Annotated in this window: 16 protein-coding genes; 14 read left to right on the plus strand and 2 right to left on the minus strand. The window is 59.3% G+C overall.

All coding sequences use genetic code 11. The features are described from left to right. Positions 1-33: 33 nt before the first annotated feature. The gene (locus tag L861_RS17200) at positions 34-909 is read left to right on the plus strand and encodes an MBL fold metallo-hydrolase (RefSeq protein WP_016417913.1); all 876 of its coding nucleotides are present in this window, start codon (positions 34-36) and stop codon (positions 907-909) included. A 51-nt stretch (positions 910-960) separates the two neighbouring features. Here L861_RS17200 and L861_RS17205 read toward each other — a convergent pair whose 3' ends face one another. Then, positions 961-2,739 carry a sugar phosphorylase gene (locus L861_RS17205; protein WP_016417914.1) on the minus strand — a complete coding sequence of 593 codons (1,779 nt, stop codon included), beginning with the start codon at positions 2,737-2,739 and terminating at the stop codon, positions 961-963. A gap of 157 nt (positions 2,740-2,896) precedes the next feature. On the opposite strand from L861_RS17205, the gene nrdR reads away from it, so the two are divergent. The 11 genes from nrdR (at position 2,897) to L861_RS17260 (ending at position 15,485) form a co-directional block, all read left to right on the plus strand. Then, positions 2,897-3,376, plus strand: a complete 480-nt coding sequence (nrdR, locus tag L861_RS17210; RefSeq protein ID WP_016417915.1) for a transcriptional regulator NrdR — start codon at positions 2,897-2,899, stop codon at positions 3,374-3,376. Positions 3,377-3,381: 5 nt separating this feature from the next. Further along, positions 3,382-4,536 (plus strand): bifunctional diaminohydroxyphosphoribosylaminopyrimidine deaminase/5-amino-6-(5-phosphoribosylamino)uracil reductase RibD, encoded by a 1,155-nt coding sequence (ribD, locus tag L861_RS17215; RefSeq protein WP_035568750.1) that lies wholly within the window; start codon positions 3,382-3,384, stop codon positions 4,534-4,536. A gap of 128 nt (positions 4,537-4,664) precedes the next feature. Next, the gene (gene ribBA / locus L861_RS17220) at positions 4,665-5,828 is read left to right on the plus strand and encodes a bifunctional 3,4-dihydroxy-2-butanone-4-phosphate synthase/GTP cyclohydrolase II (protein ID WP_016417918.1); all 1,164 of its coding nucleotides are present in this window, start codon (positions 4,665-4,667) and stop codon (positions 5,826-5,828) included. Positions 5,829-5,945: 117 nt separating this feature from the next. Beyond that, a complete protein-coding gene (ribH, locus tag L861_RS17225; protein WP_016417919.1) occupies positions 5,946-6,428 on the plus strand; it encodes a 6,7-dimethyl-8-ribityllumazine synthase in 483 nt (160 codons plus the stop codon). Next, entirely contained in the window at positions 6,425-6,922 is a 498-nt protein-coding gene (nusB, locus tag L861_RS17230) for a transcription antitermination factor NusB (RefSeq protein WP_016417920.1), read from the plus strand. Before ribH ends, nusB begins: the two co-directional genes overlap by 4 nt. Positions 6,923-6,947: 25 nt before the next feature. Then, positions 6,948-7,895 carry a thiamine-phosphate kinase gene (gene thiL, locus L861_RS17235; protein WP_016417921.1) on the plus strand — a complete coding sequence of 316 codons (948 nt, stop codon included), beginning with the start codon at positions 6,948-6,950 and terminating at the stop codon, positions 7,893-7,895. Beyond that, positions 7,892-8,365, plus strand: a complete 474-nt coding sequence (locus L861_RS17240) for a phosphatidylglycerophosphatase A family protein (RefSeq protein ID WP_016417922.1) — start codon at positions 7,892-7,894, stop codon at positions 8,363-8,365. Before thiL ends, L861_RS17240 begins: the two co-directional genes overlap by 4 nt. Before the next feature lie 108 nt (positions 8,366-8,473). Further along, positions 8,474-9,373, plus strand: a complete 900-nt coding sequence (locus L861_RS23700) for a DUF945 family protein (protein WP_016417923.1) — start codon at positions 8,474-8,476, stop codon at positions 9,371-9,373. A 91-nt stretch (positions 9,374-9,464) separates the two neighbouring features. Then, positions 9,465-11,885, plus strand: coding sequence for an endopeptidase La (gene lon, locus L861_RS17250; protein WP_016417924.1), 2,421 nt, complete (start codon positions 9,465-9,467; stop codon positions 11,883-11,885). Between the two features lie 245 nt (positions 11,886-12,130). Next, positions 12,131-13,975: a dihydroxy-acid dehydratase gene (ilvD, locus tag L861_RS17255; RefSeq protein ID WP_016417925.1), complete on the plus strand. Its 1,845-nt coding sequence runs from the start codon at positions 12,131-12,133 to the stop codon at positions 13,973-13,975. 427 nt (positions 13,976-14,402) lie between these two features. Next, positions 14,403-15,485, plus strand: coding sequence for an oxidoreductase (locus L861_RS17260; RefSeq protein WP_016417927.1), 1,083 nt, complete (start codon positions 14,403-14,405; stop codon positions 15,483-15,485). Between the two features lie 5 nt (positions 15,486-15,490). Here the strand turns inward: L861_RS17260 and nudE are convergent, their stop codons facing one another. After that, positions 15,491-16,066, minus strand: coding sequence for an ADP compounds hydrolase NudE (nudE, locus tag L861_RS17265; RefSeq protein WP_016417928.1), 576 nt, complete (start codon positions 16,064-16,066; stop codon positions 15,491-15,493). 91 nt (positions 16,067-16,157) lie between these two features. Between nudE and yrfG the strand changes: the two genes are divergently transcribed. Then, positions 16,158-16,823 (plus strand): GMP/IMP nucleotidase, encoded by a 666-nt coding sequence (gene yrfG, locus L861_RS17270; protein ID WP_016417929.1) that lies wholly within the window; start codon positions 16,158-16,160, stop codon positions 16,821-16,823. Positions 16,824-16,831: 8 nt separating this feature from the next. After that, positions 16,832-17,218, plus strand: a complete 387-nt coding sequence (locus L861_RS17275; protein WP_016417930.1) for an RNA-binding S4 domain-containing protein — start codon at positions 16,832-16,834, stop codon at positions 17,216-17,218. Positions 17,219-17,234 lie beyond the last annotated feature (16 nt).

Below are 17,234 nucleotides of genomic sequence, written 5' to 3' on the forward strand. Positions count from 1 at the left end.
ATATCGCCGCCATATACGATATGGAGGTATCACATGAACATTCCTACCGTTACCCATTTCTTCGACGAGCCCACTAACACGTTCAGCTACGTGGTACGGGATCCGATGAGTCGGGCCTGTGCCATTCTCGATTCTGTACTGGATTTCGACTATGCCGCTGGACGTACTGACGTACGTTCCGCTGATGCCGTCATCGATTTCATCCAGAAGGGAGGCCTAGAGGTAGCGTGGATCCTCGAAACTCACGTCCATGCCGACCATCTGTCGGCCGCGCCTTACCTGAATGAAAAACTGGGGGGTAAGACCGGAATCGGTGCCAGGATCACGGAGGTTCAAGAGATCTTCGGGAAGGCGTTCAATGCCGGCACTGAGTTTGCCCGCGACGGCAGTCAATTCGACCGGTTGTTCGAAGAGGGCGATACCTTCGCCATCGGCAATCTAGAAGGGCGGGTACTGCATACCCCGGGTCATACTCCAGCGTGTCTGACTTATGTGATTGGTGATGCCGCCTTTGTCGGCGACACCCTGTTCATGCCCGATTATGGGACTGCCCGATGCGATTTCCCGGGTGGTGATGCCCGCGCCATGTATCGCTCGATCCAAAGGATATTGGCCTTGCTGCCCGAGACTCGTCTGTTTATGTGTCACGACTACAAGACAGCAGAGCGGGAGGAGTATCGGCACGAAACCCATGTTGCTGAACAGCGGGCCCACAATATTCATGTGCATGAGGGGGTTAGTGAAGACGAGTTCGTTCGAATGCGCATCGAACGCGATTCTACCCTGGACATGCCGCGGCTCATTCTCCCCTCGGTACAGGTCAACATGCGTGCTGGCCATATGCCACCGCCCGAGAGCAACGGCCAAGTCTATCTCAAGGTTCCTCTCAACCTCCTTGGGCAAGAGTAGACGACATGAACCGGGTGGCGGGTGGAAGCCGAACGGAAGTGTGGTGATCCCTCAGCGCAGTACCAACCACAGGCTGCGATAGGGACGTAATTCTTTTACCGTCTCCCAAGGTACATCTTCCAACAGGTCGAACCAGCTACCGTCGCTGAGTGCCTCCAGGTCGAGCGGCTGGCGCTTGTCGGTGACGTTGTAGATCGCCAGCAGCCGACGGCCATTAGGCAGTGGTCCGCGCTCGATGGCGAGTAAGGTGTCCGGGGTGTCAAGAACGCGCTGCGGAGCCTCAGGATGGAAACAGGGCTCACTGCGTCGGATCGCCAAGCGGCGTTTCAGTGCCAGAAACACCTCTCGGGTCGGCGTGTTGCGGCTGTCGAGCAGTTCGTCGAGTTCTTCTTTCTGCCAGCGGCGGCGATTGATCGAGCGCAGCCGGCCGCTGCGCTCGATACCTTCATGATCGTTGAGAGTGGCGGTCAAGGAGTGCAAGTAAAGCGCCGGGATGCCCTGCAAGGCCATCATCAAATGCTGGCTGCACAGGAAACGCTCGACCTGCCAAGGGTCGGGGCCGCGCCGGGTACCCTTGAGCGCTTCGAAGTAGGTGATGTTGATCTCGTAAGGCGAATCCTTGCCGTCGGGGTTGGCTTTCATGCTGACGAAGCCGCCGAAGCGATGCATCAGTTCGAGCAAGGTTTCGACCTCATGTTCAGGCAGCAGTCCTTCGAGCGCGCGCACACCGATGCCATCATGGCTGGCGGTGAAGTTGAGATAGCTGCAGCCGGGGGGCAAAGCCGGCAGGCTTTTCAACCAGCCCGCCAGGGTGGCGGCTTCACCACTGGTTAGAGTGTGCACCAGTAGCGGAGGCAGGGTGAACTGATAGATCAGATGCGCCTCATCAGGCATTTCCTGCTGACTATCGAGACGTTCCAGCCCCAGGTAGCTGAGGTTTTCGCGGTGAGGGACGTTGGTCTCGGTGACCAGCAACGTCCCCGGTGCCATGAAGTCGGCGACCGCGCGCAGTAGGCGCACGACAGCATGAGTCTGGGGTAAGTGGATGCAGGAAGTCCCGACGTCTTTCCACAGGTAGGCGATGGCGTCGAGGCGGATGATACGGGCGCCCTGCTCGATGTAGTAGAGCAGAATGCCGATAAATTCCAGCAACACGTCCGGGTTGGCGAAGTTGAGGTCGATCTGGTCGTCCGAGAAGGTTGCCCACACATGGCGAGTGCCTCGGCGCGTGGATACTGGCACCAACAGGGGAGTGTTGCGTGGTCGGGTTACCGCCGAGAGGTCGGTATCCGGTTCCATCTCGATGAAATAGTCGCGTCCCGGTTGGCTACCGGCCAGGTAGTCGACGAACCACAGTGATTCGCGCGACACGTGATTGATCACCAGGTCCACCATCAGGTCGTGGTGATTGGCCAGGTGACGGATATGTGACCAATCGCCCAAGGCCGGGTTGACCTCACGGTAATGGATCACCGAGAAGCCATCGTCGCTGCTCCAAGGAAAGAAGGGCAGCACATGTACGCCACTGAAAGTACTGTCGAGACGGGTTTCGAGAAAGTCGTCTAGTACCTCGAGAGGAGGGCGTTCGCCATCCAGTAACGAGTCACCATAGGTGATCAACCACTGGTCCCGTTCGCTCCATAATGCGCCGGCTCGGGGAGTCGAGGTGTCACCAAGCGCACTGCTTTGGTGCGATAGCAACGTCAGCAAGCGTCTTAGTACTTCATCGGTGCGTGGGCCGTAGATTTCAGCCAGGCGCTCGGCCGCCAGTGCTATGAAGGTGTCTTCGTCCAGGTGGCGACCGGTAGTGGGGGGAAACGTCGAGGACATGGGCAGCTCCGGACACGAGGTGGAGAGACGGAATTTCCTCTAGTCTTGCAGAAGCCGTGCCAGCCATGCACGCGACATCGGGATCCTGCTGGGCGGGATCAGGGTAAACCGTTACAATACAACGACAAATAACGCTTAACACGCCGGAAGCTAGCCGATGCACTGTCCTTTCTGCGGTACGCACGACACCAAGGTCACCGATTCACGCCTGGTGGCCGATGGTGATCAAGTGCGGCGTCGTCGCCAATGCGCCGCCTGTGGCGAGCGTTTCACTACCTATGAAACCGCTGAATTGGTCATGCCACGCGTGATCAAGGCCGATGGTTCTCGCGAGGTCTTCGACGAGACCAAACTGCGAGCGGGCATGCTGCGCGCATTGGAAAAACGACCGGTCAGTGCCGAGTCGATCGAGGCAGCAGTGGAACGTATGCGTCAGCGCTTGCGTGCCAAGGGCGAGCGCGAAATCGAGTCTCGCGAGGTTGGCGAAGAAGTCATGCGTGCTCTGAAACGACTCGATCAGGTCGCCTATATCCGCTTTGCCTCGGTTTACCGACGTTTCCAGGATATCGACGAATTCCGCGCCGAGATCGACCGGCTTGCCCAGGAACCACACTTCCCCCCCAATGATGACCATTGATCGCCATGCCCAAACTGACCCCTGAATTCTGGATGGCCAGGGCGTTGACCTTGGCGCGCCGTGGTCTCTATACCACCGACCCCAATCCAAGGGTCGGTTGTGTTCTGGTCAAGAACCGTCGCTTGGTAGGCGAGGGTTTTCACGCTCGGGCTGGCGAACCGCATGCTGAGATCCATGCCTTGAATGACGCCGGTAGCGCCGCCAAAGGAGCGACAGCCTACGTGACCCTGGAACCCTGTTCTCACCAGGGACGTACCGGGCCCTGTTCTCAAGCACTGATCGATGCCGGTGTGAAGCGAGTGGTGGCGGCCATGCAGGATCCCAATCCTCTAGTGGGTGGGCGTGGCTTCGCCATGTTGCGCAAGGCTGGTGTCGAAGTGGAATGTGGCTTGTTGGAAGACGAAGCACGAGCACTCAATCCTGGATTCATCTCCCGAATGAGTCGTTCGCGACCTTTTGTAAGGTTGAAGATGGCCACCAGCCTGGATGGTCGTACCGCCATGCGTTCGGGAGAATCGCAATGGATCACTGGGTCGGCGGCGCGTACTGAGGTGCAACGTTTGCGAGCACGTTCAAGTGCCGTGATCAGTGGTATCGAGTCGATCATTTTTGATAATTCGCGACTGACCGTGCGTGCCGATCAGTTGCAGTTGGAGGATGCCGAGGACATCGCCCGCCGCCAGCCTTTGAGAGTGGTGGTCGACACACAGCTGCGACTACCATTGGCGGCTGCCTGTCTGCGAGAGCCAGGACGTACCCTGGTGGCGACCTGTAGCCGCGACGGCGAACGCCGCAAACGCTTGGAGGCGGCAGGGGCCGAGATATTGGTCCTCCCCTCCGGGCATGATGGCCGGGTCGACCTCGAGGCACTACTGGCTCATCTTGCCAAGGAAGAGGATGCCAACGAGGTACTGCTCGAAACCGGGGCGACCCTGGCGGGGGCCATGCTTGATGCCGATCTCATCGATGAAATCCAGTTGTTCATGGCACCGACACTGTTGGGTGGCGAGGCGCGGCCGCTGTTCGCCTTGCCAGGGGTAGAACGGATGGCTCAGCAGCGGGCCTTGGATATCGAGGATATCCGAGCCGTGGGACGCGATTGGCGTATTACTGCGCGGCCGCTTTCGACTGGCGTCCGACGCCGTGCCAAGGTACCCTGAGCGCCGACTAAGGTAGGGCGTTGGTGAATGGCAACTCCGTCGCCAAGCCAAGTCGCAAGCCAGCGACACCTTGCAGGTATAGGGAAATAAGGCACTTGTGCCGTATTTCCATGATATTCGGAGATTCCATGGTGCACTCATCACACGATTCGGCCCCCGCTGACGAGGCGCCACAGGCCAGCGGCCTGGCGCGTGTCGAAGAGCTGATCGAGGACATTCGGCAGGGCAAGATGGTGATCCTCATGGACGATGAGGATCGCGAGAACGAAGGTGATATCATCATGGCCGCCGAGAAGGTTCAGGCCGAGCACATCAACTTCATGGCACGCCACGCCCGTGGCCTGATCTGCCTACCGATGACCCGGGAGCGATGCGAACGCCTCAAGTTGCCACTGATGGTGCGTGACAATGGTTCCGGCTTTGGCACCAAGTTCACTCTTTCCATCGAGGCTGCCGAGGGAGTCTCGACGGGTATCTCCGCTGCCGATCGGGCGCGTACCGTACAAGCGGCGGTGGCGCGTGATGCTCGCCCCGAGGATATCGTCCAGCCGGGGCATATCTTCCCATTAATGGCTGAGCCAGGCGGTGTGTTGCGCCGTGCGGGTCATACCGAGGCTGCTTGCGACCTTGCCGCCATGGCTGGGTTCGATCCCAGTGGCGTGATCTGCGAGATCATGAACGATGACGGCAGCATGGCGCGTCGTCCGGAGCTCGAGCGTTTCGCCGCCGAACACGGGCTGAAGATCGGCACTATCGCCGACTTGATCCATTACCGCATCCACAATGAGCAGACCATAGAGCATCTCGAAGCCAAGGTAGTGATGACCGCTTTCGGGGAGCTGACGCTACATGTGTTCCGTGACAGTATCCAGGGCGCGCACCACCTGGCGCTGGTCAAAGGCCTCCCCGATCCGCAGCAGCCGACCACGGTGCGCGTGCACCTTGCCGAACCGTTGCGCGACCTGCTGACGCTGACCAAGCCCGATAGCCAGAGTTGGACTGCGCAAGGAGCTTTGGCCGAGATTGCCAAGGCCGAACGGGGGGTCTTCGTGCTGCTCGATGATGGTCGCCCACATCAGGATTTGAAGGATCAGCTCGATATCCTGCTGGAGCGCAAGCGAGCACCGCGTACTAGCGATTCCGATGGGGCGGGCAACTACCTGACCATCGGTACCGGATCGCAGATTCTGCGTCATCTCGCGGTGGGCAAGATGCGTTTGCTCAGCTCACCTTGGAAGTTCTCGGCGCTTTCCGGTTTCGATCTCGAGGTCGTCGAACGTTTGAGTCCCTGATACATAAGCCCCGGTCGTGGCTTCATGGGCCGAGACTTCGTCTTTGACCGGGCCTGATATCAAGCCCTTTATCGTGTGTCCTGCGGGACACGGTGTGGATTAGCAGGATTGGAAATCATGCAACCTATTTCCCAAGTCGAAGGCAGCTTCACCGATGTCGATGGTCGCTACGTGATTGTGGTAGGCCGCTTCAACCATCATGTGGTCGACAGCCTGGTGGAAGGCGCCGTCGACAGTTTGGTGCGTCATGGTGTGGATGCCGAGCATATCGATATCGTTCACGTCCCGGGCGCCTGGGAATTGCCGCTTGCAGTCAAGCGGGCACTGAAAGTGGTCAAGCCGGATGCTGTCATCGCATTGGGCGCCGTCATTCGCGGCGGGACTCCGCACTTCGAATACGTGGCCGGTGGTTGCAATGCTGCCTTAGGCAATCTGCAGCTCGAGTTCGACACGCCGATCGCCAATGGTGTCCTGACAGTGAACTCGATCGAGCAAGCCATCGAACGGGCAGGTACCAAGGCCGGCAACAAAGGAACTGAAGCGGCCATGGCGGCGATGGAAATGGTCTCGTTGCTACGCCAATTCGGAGGTGAGGCATGAGCCAGCAGCGTCGTTCTCCTTCCAAGGCGCAGCAGGCCCGTCACGCGGCACGAGAACTTGCCGTTCAGGGACTTTATCAGTGGCAATTGACCGGTAAGCCGATCGCCACGGTAGAGGCCGAGTTTCGTAGCCAGGTTGCCGACGAAGACCTGGAAGATCACGAGAATTGGCACAAGGTGATGGAGATCGCCGACTTGGCACTATTTCATGAGCTGCTGCACAACGTGGCACGTTTCCAGGCCGATCTCGACGCGACTCTCAAGCCGGTGTTGGACCGTCGGCTGGAAGATCTCGACCCCATCGAGCTCGCAATTCTGCGGCTCGGGACCTATGAATTGTCGCGGCGCATGGAGGTGCCCTATCGAGCGGTGATCAACGAGGGAGTCGAACTGGCCAAGTCGTTTGGTGCCACTGACGGCCACAAGTACGTCAATGGCATCCTCGACAAGCTGGCTGCTCGTCTGCGTTCCACCGAGGTCGGCGCGCGTCGCTGACATGCCCCGGACGATGTCTAGCCCAATGTACGGCGAGTTCGAGCTGATCGCCCGCTATTTCACTCGTCAGCCCAATGACGACGGCGTGCTGTTGGGAGTGGGGGACGACTGTACCTTGCTGCAACCGACACCGGGATATTGCTTGGCTGTCAGTGTGGATACCTCGATCGCCGATGTACATTTCCCGGCCGAGGCGCCGGCCTATGCCATCGGTTACCGAGCGCTTGCGGTTAGCCTCAGTGATCTGGCCGCGATGGGCGCCACCCCTCGCTGGTGCCTGATGGCGTTGTCTCTTCCCGAAGCGTGTGAAGCCTGGCTTTCCGAGTTTGCCCGAGGCTTTCATGCCTTGTGCGATTCCTGTGGCGCGACGTTGGTGGGAGGAGACATCGCCCGTGGTGAATTGAGTGTCGGCGTGACCGTGCATGGCGAATTGCCGCCGGGAACGGCGTTACGGCGCAGTGGTGCCCAGCCCGGCGATGTGCTGGCAGTGACAGGCTCACTGGGTGGCGGACATGGCGGTCTGTTGGCCTGGCAACAGGGGGAACGAGATCTTGACGACCCGCTGCTGGCTGCCTATCTGCTACCTCAGCCACGCGTCGAAGCCGGTCAGGCCCTGCGTGATCTGGCTACGGCAGCCATCGATATCTCCGATGGATTGCTAGCGGATCTACAACACCTGCGCGAGGCTTCGGGTGTGGGCGCGGATATCGATGTCGAGGCACTGCCCTTGACCCGAGGATTGGTGGAGCGTCTTGGCGAAACTGGCGCCCTCCATGCGGCCTTGGGTGGAGGGGACGACTATGAACTGCTCGTCAGTTTGCCGCCCGCTGTCGTCAGGCAGGCCCGCCAACGCCTGAAGGCATTGGGCGTACCCCTGACCGTGATTGGCAGGTTATCTTCTGAGCAGGGGGTTCGCGGGGTACCGGAATCGGTACCCAGTGGCTGGCAGCACTTCCACGGAGGGACGCCATGAATCGCGCCCCCGCGAGTGTCTGGCGACGCCCTACCCACTTTCTGGCCTTTGGCCTAGGGAGTGGTGCCGTTCCTTGGGCGCCGGGCACTTTCGGCACCCTGGCAGCGATACCTTTCTACTGGCTGATGTCCGATCTTCCATTGGGCTGGTACTTGAGCCTGGTTGGCGTGGCGATGGTGATTGGTATCTGGCTGTGCGACAAGACTTCGCACGATCTGGGGGTTCACGATCACTCGGGCATCGTTTGGGATGAGTTCGTCGGCTACTGGTTGACGATGGTGGCGGTGCCCTTTTCCTGGGAAGCGGCGCTGTGGGGCTTCGTCGTCTTTCGCATCTTCGATGTCTTCAAGCCGTGGCCGATCCGCTGGGCCGATCGTCGCGTAGCGGGTGGCTTCGGTATCATGATCGATGATGTCATGGCTGCCCTCTATGCTTGGGGGACGATACACTTGTGGCTGTGGCTACATTGAGAAAACACTGAATAAATGTCTGCGCGGGCGGATCGCTGCGTTGCGGTTCGCTCGGGGGCGCCTAGTCTGCTCGTCAATTTATTCAGCGCTTTCATGATGGAGAAACTTATGCGCAAGGGACTGCTCATCGTTGCCGCCATCGTGGTGTTGGGTGTGGGGTATCTGGCTGGGCAGGTCATATCGAGCCTGCTATTCGAACGTGAACTCGAGAGAACCCTGAACGATTTGGCGGCGCGTAGCGACGTACAGGTCGAACGACATGATGTCGAGCGCGGCTGGTTCGTATCGCGCGGCGAGATCGTGCTGATGCCGCAATTCGGTGACGGCTGGCGGTTCGAATTGCCTTATACCGCCCGCCATGGGCTGCTAAGCACTCGAGCCAATGGGCGCTTGGTGCCGATACGCGGTGACGAAAGCACCCCTCTGTTCGGCGGACGATTGCCGGGCACGTCACCGCTCTGGCATGCCGAATATCGTACCCTGACCAACGACATGACGGCGCGCGTCGATCTGGCGGCATTTCGTACCACCGAGGGCAAGCGTCAGTTCGACTTTCAAGGTGGCGAGCTTCTGCTCAACGGTCAGCATGATGACCTACGGTTGGAGGCACGGATAGGTCCTCTGGATGTCGAGCAAGGTGGCGATACCCTGCGGGTTGAGCCGCTGGTGCTGAAGACTCATTACCAAGCGGCTAGCGGTGAACATCCACCGCGCTGGACCCTGGAGACCTTGCGCGTAGCCAGCCCTTCGCTCGGGTTTACGGTTGATATCGTTGGTGAACTACGCTTCCTGGGAGGGGAGTGGGAGGCGTTTCGGTTGACCGATTTGGAGAGTGCCGCAGGAAGGCAGCGCTGGCTGTCGCGTCTCGATGGCCATTTCACCTGGAGCGATCCGCCCCCCTTGGTGTTGCTCCAGTTGGGCCTGCCTTTGGATAGTGAGATGCTGGAGGTAGAAATCGATGCCGGTAAAGTGACAGCCAACGACCGTTCTCTATCGTCACTTCCTTAGCAATACCTTGGTTGGGTGCTTGAAGTTCGTCGTTGGCGCCCGCATTCCTGTACCCAATGCGGTCAATGGACCTCTCGAGACAGAACGCACGATGAGCGAATACGACGACACCCTGCAGGACATCATTTCCGACGCGACGGAAGCGGAAGATCAACGTCACGACTCCCAGTCCGGTGGGGCGATGGTGCCGACCCAGGACTACCTACCAGAGCGCCTTTATCTGTTGCCGATTCACAATCGGCCTTTTTTCCCCGCACAGGTACAACCTCTAGTGATTCATCGCCCGCGCTGGGAAGAAACCATGCAGCGGGTAGGCGACACTCCCCACCATACCCTGGGTGTCGCCTTCGTTGGCGATACTGGAGTCGACGATCTGAGCTTCGATAGGTTTCCCGAGATAGGCACCGCTGTGCGCGTTCACAAGGTGCAGGGGGAAGACGAACAGATCCAGTTCATCGCCCAAGGTATACGACGCTTCCGCATTGCCCGTTGGCTATCGAAGAAGCCGCCGTATCTGGTCGAGGTGACTTATCCCAAGGAGCCGGTTAACTCCGAGGAGGACGAGACCCGCGCCTATGCCATGGCATTGATCAACGGTATCAAGGAATTGCTGCCGATCAACCCGCTCTATGGCGAGGAACTCAAGAACTACCTCAACCGTTTCAGCCCTCACGAGCCTGGTCCGTTGGCCGATTTCGCCGCGGCCATCACGTCAGCCAAGGGGCTCGAGTTGCAGGAGATTCTAGAGACTTTGCCGGTGATGGCACGCATGCAGAAAGTGTTGCCATTGCTGCACAAGGAGATCGAGGTCGCTCAACTGCAGAGCGAGATCAGTGAGCAGGTCAACGCCCAGATGCAGGAGCGTCAGCGCGAGTTCTTTTTGCGCGAGCAACTCAAGGTGATCCAGCGTGAGCTGGGCATTTCCAAGGATGACCGCGAGAACGATGTCGATACCTTCCGCAAGCGCCTTACTGAGTTACACGTTCCCGAGCGGGTCATGGAGCGTATCGATGACGAACTCGACAAGCTCTCGGTACTGGAAACCGGCTCGCCGGAATATGGCACTACGCGTAATTATCTGGATTGGCTGACCTCGTTGCCATGGGGCATTACCAGTCAGGACCAGCTCGATCTCAAGCATGCACGCCAGATTCTCGACCGTGACCATGATGGCCTGCACGACGTCAAGGATCGCATCATCGAGTTTCTCGCCGAGGGTACCTTCAAGGGTGATGTGGGTGGCTCGATCCTGCTGCTGGTTGGCCCTCCAGGGGTTGGTAAGACCTCGGTGGGGCGCTCCATCGCCGAAGCGTTAGGGCGTGAATTCTACCGTTTCTCAGTAGGTGGTATGCGCGATGAGGCCGAAATCAAGGGGCATCGTCGCACCTATATCGGCGCCATGCCCGGTAAGCTTGTGCAGGCAATCAAGGAGGTCGAGGTCGAGAACCCGGTGATCATGCTCGACGAGATCGACAAGATGGGGCAATCCTTTCAGGGGGATCCCGCTTCGGCACTCCTCGAAGTCCTCGACCCCGAGCAGAATGTCGACTTCCTCGATCATTACCTGGATGTGCGTCTTGATTTGTCCAAGGTACTGTTCGTGTGCACCGCCAACACCCTGGATTCGATTCCCGGGCCACTGCTCGATCGTATGGAGCAGATTCGCCTGTCGGGCTATATCGCCGAAGAGAAGCTGGCCATCGCCAAGCATCACCTATGGCCCAAGCTGCTCAAGCGCGACAAGATTCCCAAGAAGCGCATCAACCTTACCGAAGCCGCGCTCAAGCAGGTCATCGAAGGCTATGCCCGCGAGGCGGGGGTACGTCAGTTGGAGAAGCAGCTACACCGCATCGTGCGCAAGGCGGCGGTCAAGCTGCTGGAAAATGACCAACAGACGGTCAAGGTATCGATCAACAACCTCGAGGAATTTCTTGGCGCGCCTTTATTCCGCAAGGATGAGGTGCTCAGGGGCGAAGGCATCGTCACAGGACTCGCTTGGACTGCCATGGGTGGTGCCACCTTGCCGGTAGAGGCCGGCAAGGTGCATGCCTTGGATCGCGGTTTCAAGCTCACCGGCCAACTCGGTGACGTGATGAAGGAGTCGGCCAATATCGCCTACAGCTATGTTCAAGGGCATCTGGGTGAGTTCGGTGCCGATGCTGACTTTTTCAATGACGCCTTCATTCACGTGCACGTGCCGGAAGGCGCCACGCCCAAGGATGGTCCCTCGGCAGGGGTGACCATGACCACGGCACTATTGTCGCTGGCCCGGCATCAAGCCATTGACCGTTCGCTCGCGATGACTGGCGAGCTGACCCTCACTGGCCAAGTGCTGCCTGTAGGCGGTATCCGAGAGAAGATCATTGCCGCCCGCCGCAGCGACATCTTCGAGGTGATCCTGCCGGAGGCCAATCGTCGTGACTACAACGAGCTTCCCGGCTTCCTCAAGGAAGGCATGAAGGTGCACTTCGCCAAACGCTATCAGGATGTGGCCAAGGTGGTGTTTGGCTAAGTTGGGCTACGGGCTACGGGCTACGGGCTACGGGCAGTTTGCGGATGGTTCGAAACCAACGACAATCCTGCTCGAAGCTCGAAGCTCGAAGCTCGAAGCTCGAAGCTCGAAGCTCGAAGCTCGAAGCTCGTCATCTGGCCAGCCGCCCCCGCACGTGCCAGAATCAACGGCCGACCTGGACACCCAGACCGCCGGGCCGCTAGCGATGCGGCCCAAGGCGGCGTGATTGAGCACAAGAGGACACCATGCCCGAATACCGTTCCCGTACCACCACCGCCGGTCGTAATATGGCGGGCGCCCGTGCCCTGTGGCGTGCCACCGGCATGAAGGACGACGACTTTCACAAGCCGATCATCGCCGTGGCCAACTCCTTCACCCAGTTCGTACCCGGCCATGTGCACCTGAAGGACATGGGCCAATTGGTGGCCCGCGAGATCGAAAAGGCCGGAGGGGTGGCGAAGGAGTTCAACACCATCGCGGTGGATGACGGGATCGCCATGGGGCATGACGGCATGCTCTACTCACTGCCCAGTCGCGACATCATCGCCGACAGCGTCGAGTACATGGTCAATGCTCACTGCGCCGATGCCCTGGTGTGTATCTCCAACTGCGACAAGATCACCCCGGGGATGCTGATGGCTGCCATGCGCCTCAACATTCCGGTGATCTTCGTCTCTGGCGGCCCCATGGAGGCTGGCAAGACCAAGCTGCTCGACCATGGACTGGACCTGGTCGATGCGATGGTCATGGCCGCCGACGACAAGGTCGACGATGCCACTCTGGCTGAGGTCGAGCGCAGTGCTTGTCCGACCTGCGGCAGCTGCTCGGGTATGTTCACCGCCAACTCCATGAACTGCCTCACCGAGGCGTTGGGGCTGGCGCTGCCGGGCAATGGTACCGTAGTGGCCACCCACAGTGATCGCCGCCGGCTGTTCGAGACCGCCGGTCACCGTATCGTCGAACTTGCCAAGCGTTACTACGAAGGTGACGAGGCTCACCTGCTGCCGCGCGCTATCGGCTCCATGGCAGCGTTCAAGAACGCCATGACCCTGGATATCGCCATGGGGGGGTCGACCAACACCATCCTGCACTTGCTGGCTGCCGCTCAAGAGGCTGAGCTGGACTTCACCATGGTCGATATCGACCGGTTGTCGCGGGAAGTGCCACAGCTCTGCAAGGTGGCGCCCAATACCCAGAAGTATCACATCGAGGATGTGCATCGTGCCGGCGGTATCATGGCCATCCTTGGTGAACTGGACCGTGCCCGGGTGCTGGATACCTCGGTGCCCACTGTCTACGGCGATACCCTGAAAGCGGCGCTCGACGAGTGGGATATCATGCGTAACCCGAGCTCCGAGGTGGTGGAGTTCTACAAGGCCGGCCCCGGTGGTATTCCGACTCAGGAAGCCTTCTCTCAAAGCGCTCGCTGGCCGAGTCTGGATGGCGATCGCGCCACTGGTTGTATCCGCGATCTCGAGCATGCGTTCTCGAAAGAGGGCGGTCTCGCTGTGCTTCGCGGCAATATCGCGCTGGATGGCTGCGTAGTGAAGACTGCCGGGGTCGACGACTCGATCCTGGTCTTCGAGGGGCCTGCGCATGTGGTCGAATCCCAGGACCAAGCGGTGGAGCATATCCTCGATGGTCTGGTGAAAGAGGGCGAAGTCGTCGTGATTCGCTACGAAGGTCCCAAGGGTGGGCCCGGCATGCAGGAAATGCTCTATCCGACGTCTTACCTCAAGTCCAAAGGGCTTGGCAAGGCGTGCGCATTGCTGACTGATGGACGTTTTTCCGGCGGTACCTCGGGGCTTTCCATCGGACACGTGTCGCCGGAAGCGGCGGCAGGCGGGGCTATTGGCCTGGTCGAATCGGGCGATATCATCCGTATCGACATCCCCAATCGCACCATCGACGTCAAACTCTCCGATGAGGAACTGGCTATCCGCCGCAAGGCGATGGAAGCGAAGGGCACTCAAGCCTGGAAGCCGAGTATCCAACGTGACCGCAAGGTGTCGGCGGCGCTCAAGGCTTATGCGCTACTGGCGACATCCGCTGACAAGGGAGCAGTGCGCGACCTGTCCAAGCTGGATTGAGCAATAATGGCGAGGCCCGCGTCTGTTGACGCGGGCCTCGATGAATTCCGACACTTTCCCTGTCAGTGCGAACGAAGGGTATCAGGCAGCATCACGGAGCGCCTTGGGCGCTTCCTCGAGAGCTTCGAGCTCACATTCCAGTTCATACCACAACACAAGCATGTCGAGACTGTCTTCGGAACAGCACATCCGGAAACCTCCCTGATCAAGTGGCTGATGACGAGATACAGCACTCAGTATGGTCGATTAGACGAAGGTCGACATGACGTTTTTTTGATCCTTTTTTGATATGCATCAGACTCACGTGCATAACGCGGTAAAGTTTGCTTAGTATCCTCGAGGTCGGGTTTCAGGCGAAAACTGCCCGGGCATCACTTGTTGCCTGCTTGTGCGGGGCCCGATAGCGGAACATGAACAAGGAGTTGGGATGAAGCAAATCTTCAACGTTGGCGTGGTGGGCTATGGCTTTGCCAGCAAGACCTTTCACATACCGTTGATTCTGGCGACCCCTGGCCTGGAGCTGGTGGCGGTATCGTCGAGTGATGCTGGCAAGGTGCATGCCGACTTGCCGAATGTCGCTGTGGAAGCCAAGCCGCAAGCCCTGTTTGCGCGTGGCGATATCGATCTGGTAGTGATTCCGACTCCCAACGAGACCCACTATCCGTTGGCCAAGGCGGCATTGGTCGCTGGCAAGCATGTGGTTCTCGACAAACCCTTCACCGTGACGCTTTCCGAAGCGCGGATGCTCAAGGCCCAAGCCGAAAACAGTGAGCGGTTGTTGTCGGTGTTCCATAATCGGCGTTGGGACAGCGACTTCCTGACGCTTAAAGCACTACTCGAACAAGGGGCCTTGGGGCGCGTGGTCAACCTGGAGTCGCGTTTTGACCGTTTTCGTCCTGAAGTGCGTGATCGTTGGCGTGAACAACCCAAGCCAGGGGCGGGAATCTGGTACGACCTGGGACCGCACCTGCTCGATCAGGTCCGCGAGTTGTTCGGCATGCCGCGAGCGATTCTGCTGGACTTGGCCAATTGCCGTGATGGCGCACAGGTCGACGACGACTTTCTGGCGTTGTTGGACTACGAAGGGCTCAGGGTGACACTCAAGGCCAGCGCACTGGTCGCAGAACCCTCGCCACGTTTCGCCGTCTATGGAACCCACGGCAGTTACATCAAGTATGGATTGGATCCTCAAGAAGAGCGGCTCAAGGCCGGCGAAGCGCCGACGCGGCAGTGGGGTGAAGACAATCGCCACGGTACCCTGACGCTGCGTGATGGAGAGAGCGAGGGAGCACCGCTGGTATCGCGTGAGCAACCTACGCAACCCGGCGACTATCTGGCCTATTACCAAGGTATCGTGACGGCTCTGGAGGGCAATGGCCCGAACCCGGTAGGCGTCGATGATGCCCTGGCCGTGATGGGGCTGCTCGAGGCCGGGCTGGATAGCCAGCGACAGGGGCGTTGGGTGAAGCTCAAGGAGGGAGCACCCTCCAAGCGGCTTCATCCACACTGATCGGATTACCAGATCCTGGGGCGGGAGATTTCGCTGCGCAGCCTGTCGCGAGCGATATATAGGGCGGCAATGGCGCGGGCTTCATGAAAGTCATCACGGGCCAACAGGGCGGGAAGCTCATCGAGCGCATGGGTTTCGACGATCAATGCTTCGGGTTCGTCGCCGACTAGACGTTGAGGGTAGAGGTCGGTGGCGAGCATGACCTGCATACGGTGGCTCATGTAGTTGGGGGCTAGAGAAAGCTCTACCAACGGTTCGATGTCATGGGCCCCGAAACCGCATTCTTCCATCAGTTCGCGATTTGCCGCCGAGACGATATCCTCACCAGGATCGACCAGACCCTTGGGCAAGGTCAGCACATAGTCGTCGAAACCGGCAGCGTACTCGCGAATCAGCAGCACGTGTTCGGGATCCGGCATGGCAACGATCATCACCGCTCCATGGTCGCTGCCCATCAGTCGCTCGAAGCTGCGCTCTGCCCCGTTGGAGAAACGCAGCTCGAGGGCTTCGACCTTGAACAGCTGGCTGCGGGTGACTTCGCGGCGCGACAGGATGCGCGGTTTTTCGGGATAAGTGGGCATGGAGTCTCCTGACATGGGGTGCGTGCTGTGTTGCCGATCCTGATGATCCAGTACAATACCATTCAACTCTTCATTGCGGAGCCTCTGGCCAATGATCGACTGGCGTGCCATCGATACCGTATTGCTGGACATGGACGGCACCCTGCTGGATTTGCACTTCGATAGCCACTTTTGGTTGGAACACCTGCCCAGGCGTTATGTCGAGTTGCATCATCTGGACGATGCCACCCAAGACGAAGTGCGTTCGCGCATCATCCGTGAGCAAGGTACCCTCAACTGGTATAGCTTGGCGTACTGGAGCCGTGAGCTGGGGGTGGATATCGTTGCCCTCAAGCGTGAAGTCCAGCATTTGATAGGCCTGCGTAGTGACGCTCTGGATTTCCTCAAATGGCTGAAGCGGGCGCATCCTCGCGTGGTGCTGGCCACCAATGCCGATCGCGAGAGCCTGGCGCTCAAACTACCATTGACCGGGCTGGAAGATTACCTGGACGCCATCGTCTCGTCAGCAGACGTTGGTGTGGCCAAGGAGGCTCCCGAGTTCTGGTTCGCACTTCAAGAGCTCGAACCCTTCGATCCCGAGAGAACTCTTTTCATCGACGACAACCAAGCGGTGCTGGAAAGTGCGCGGGAATTCGGTATCCGCCACCTACTGGGTATCAAACAACCCGATAGCACTCGCCCCGAGCGCGAACTCGAGGAATTCATTGCGCTGGATCGTTTCGCCGCCATCCTCCCTGGTGAGCGACCACGCACTTGAGGTAAGCGATGGAAACGGTACGACTCGACAAATGGCTGTGGGCGGCGCGCTTCTTCAAGACTCGGGCGCTTGCCAAGAAAGCCATCGACGGCGGTAAGGTCCAATACAACGGGGCCAAGGCCAAAACGAGTAAGGCTGTCGAACTCGGTGCCTTGATCAAGGTGCCTCAGGGCTGGGATGTATGGGAGGTCGAAGTGTTGGCCTTGTCCGACCAACGTCGCGGGGCCCCTGAAGCCCGCGAACTTTACCGTGAAACCCCGGAGAGCCAGGAGCGTCGTGCGCGCGAGGCTGAACGACGGCGCTTGGCCAATCAAGCGTTCCAACAGCCGCCGCGCCGACCCGACAAGAAACAACGCCGTGAACTCCAGCGAATACAACGGCAGAGGGAAGACTGACGCTTGGCGTAGCCGT

Source organism: Litchfieldella anticariensis FP35 = DSM 16096, from assembly GCF_000409775.1.
Classification (GTDB): Bacteria; Pseudomonadota; Gammaproteobacteria; order Pseudomonadales; family Halomonadaceae; genus Litchfieldella; species Litchfieldella anticariensis.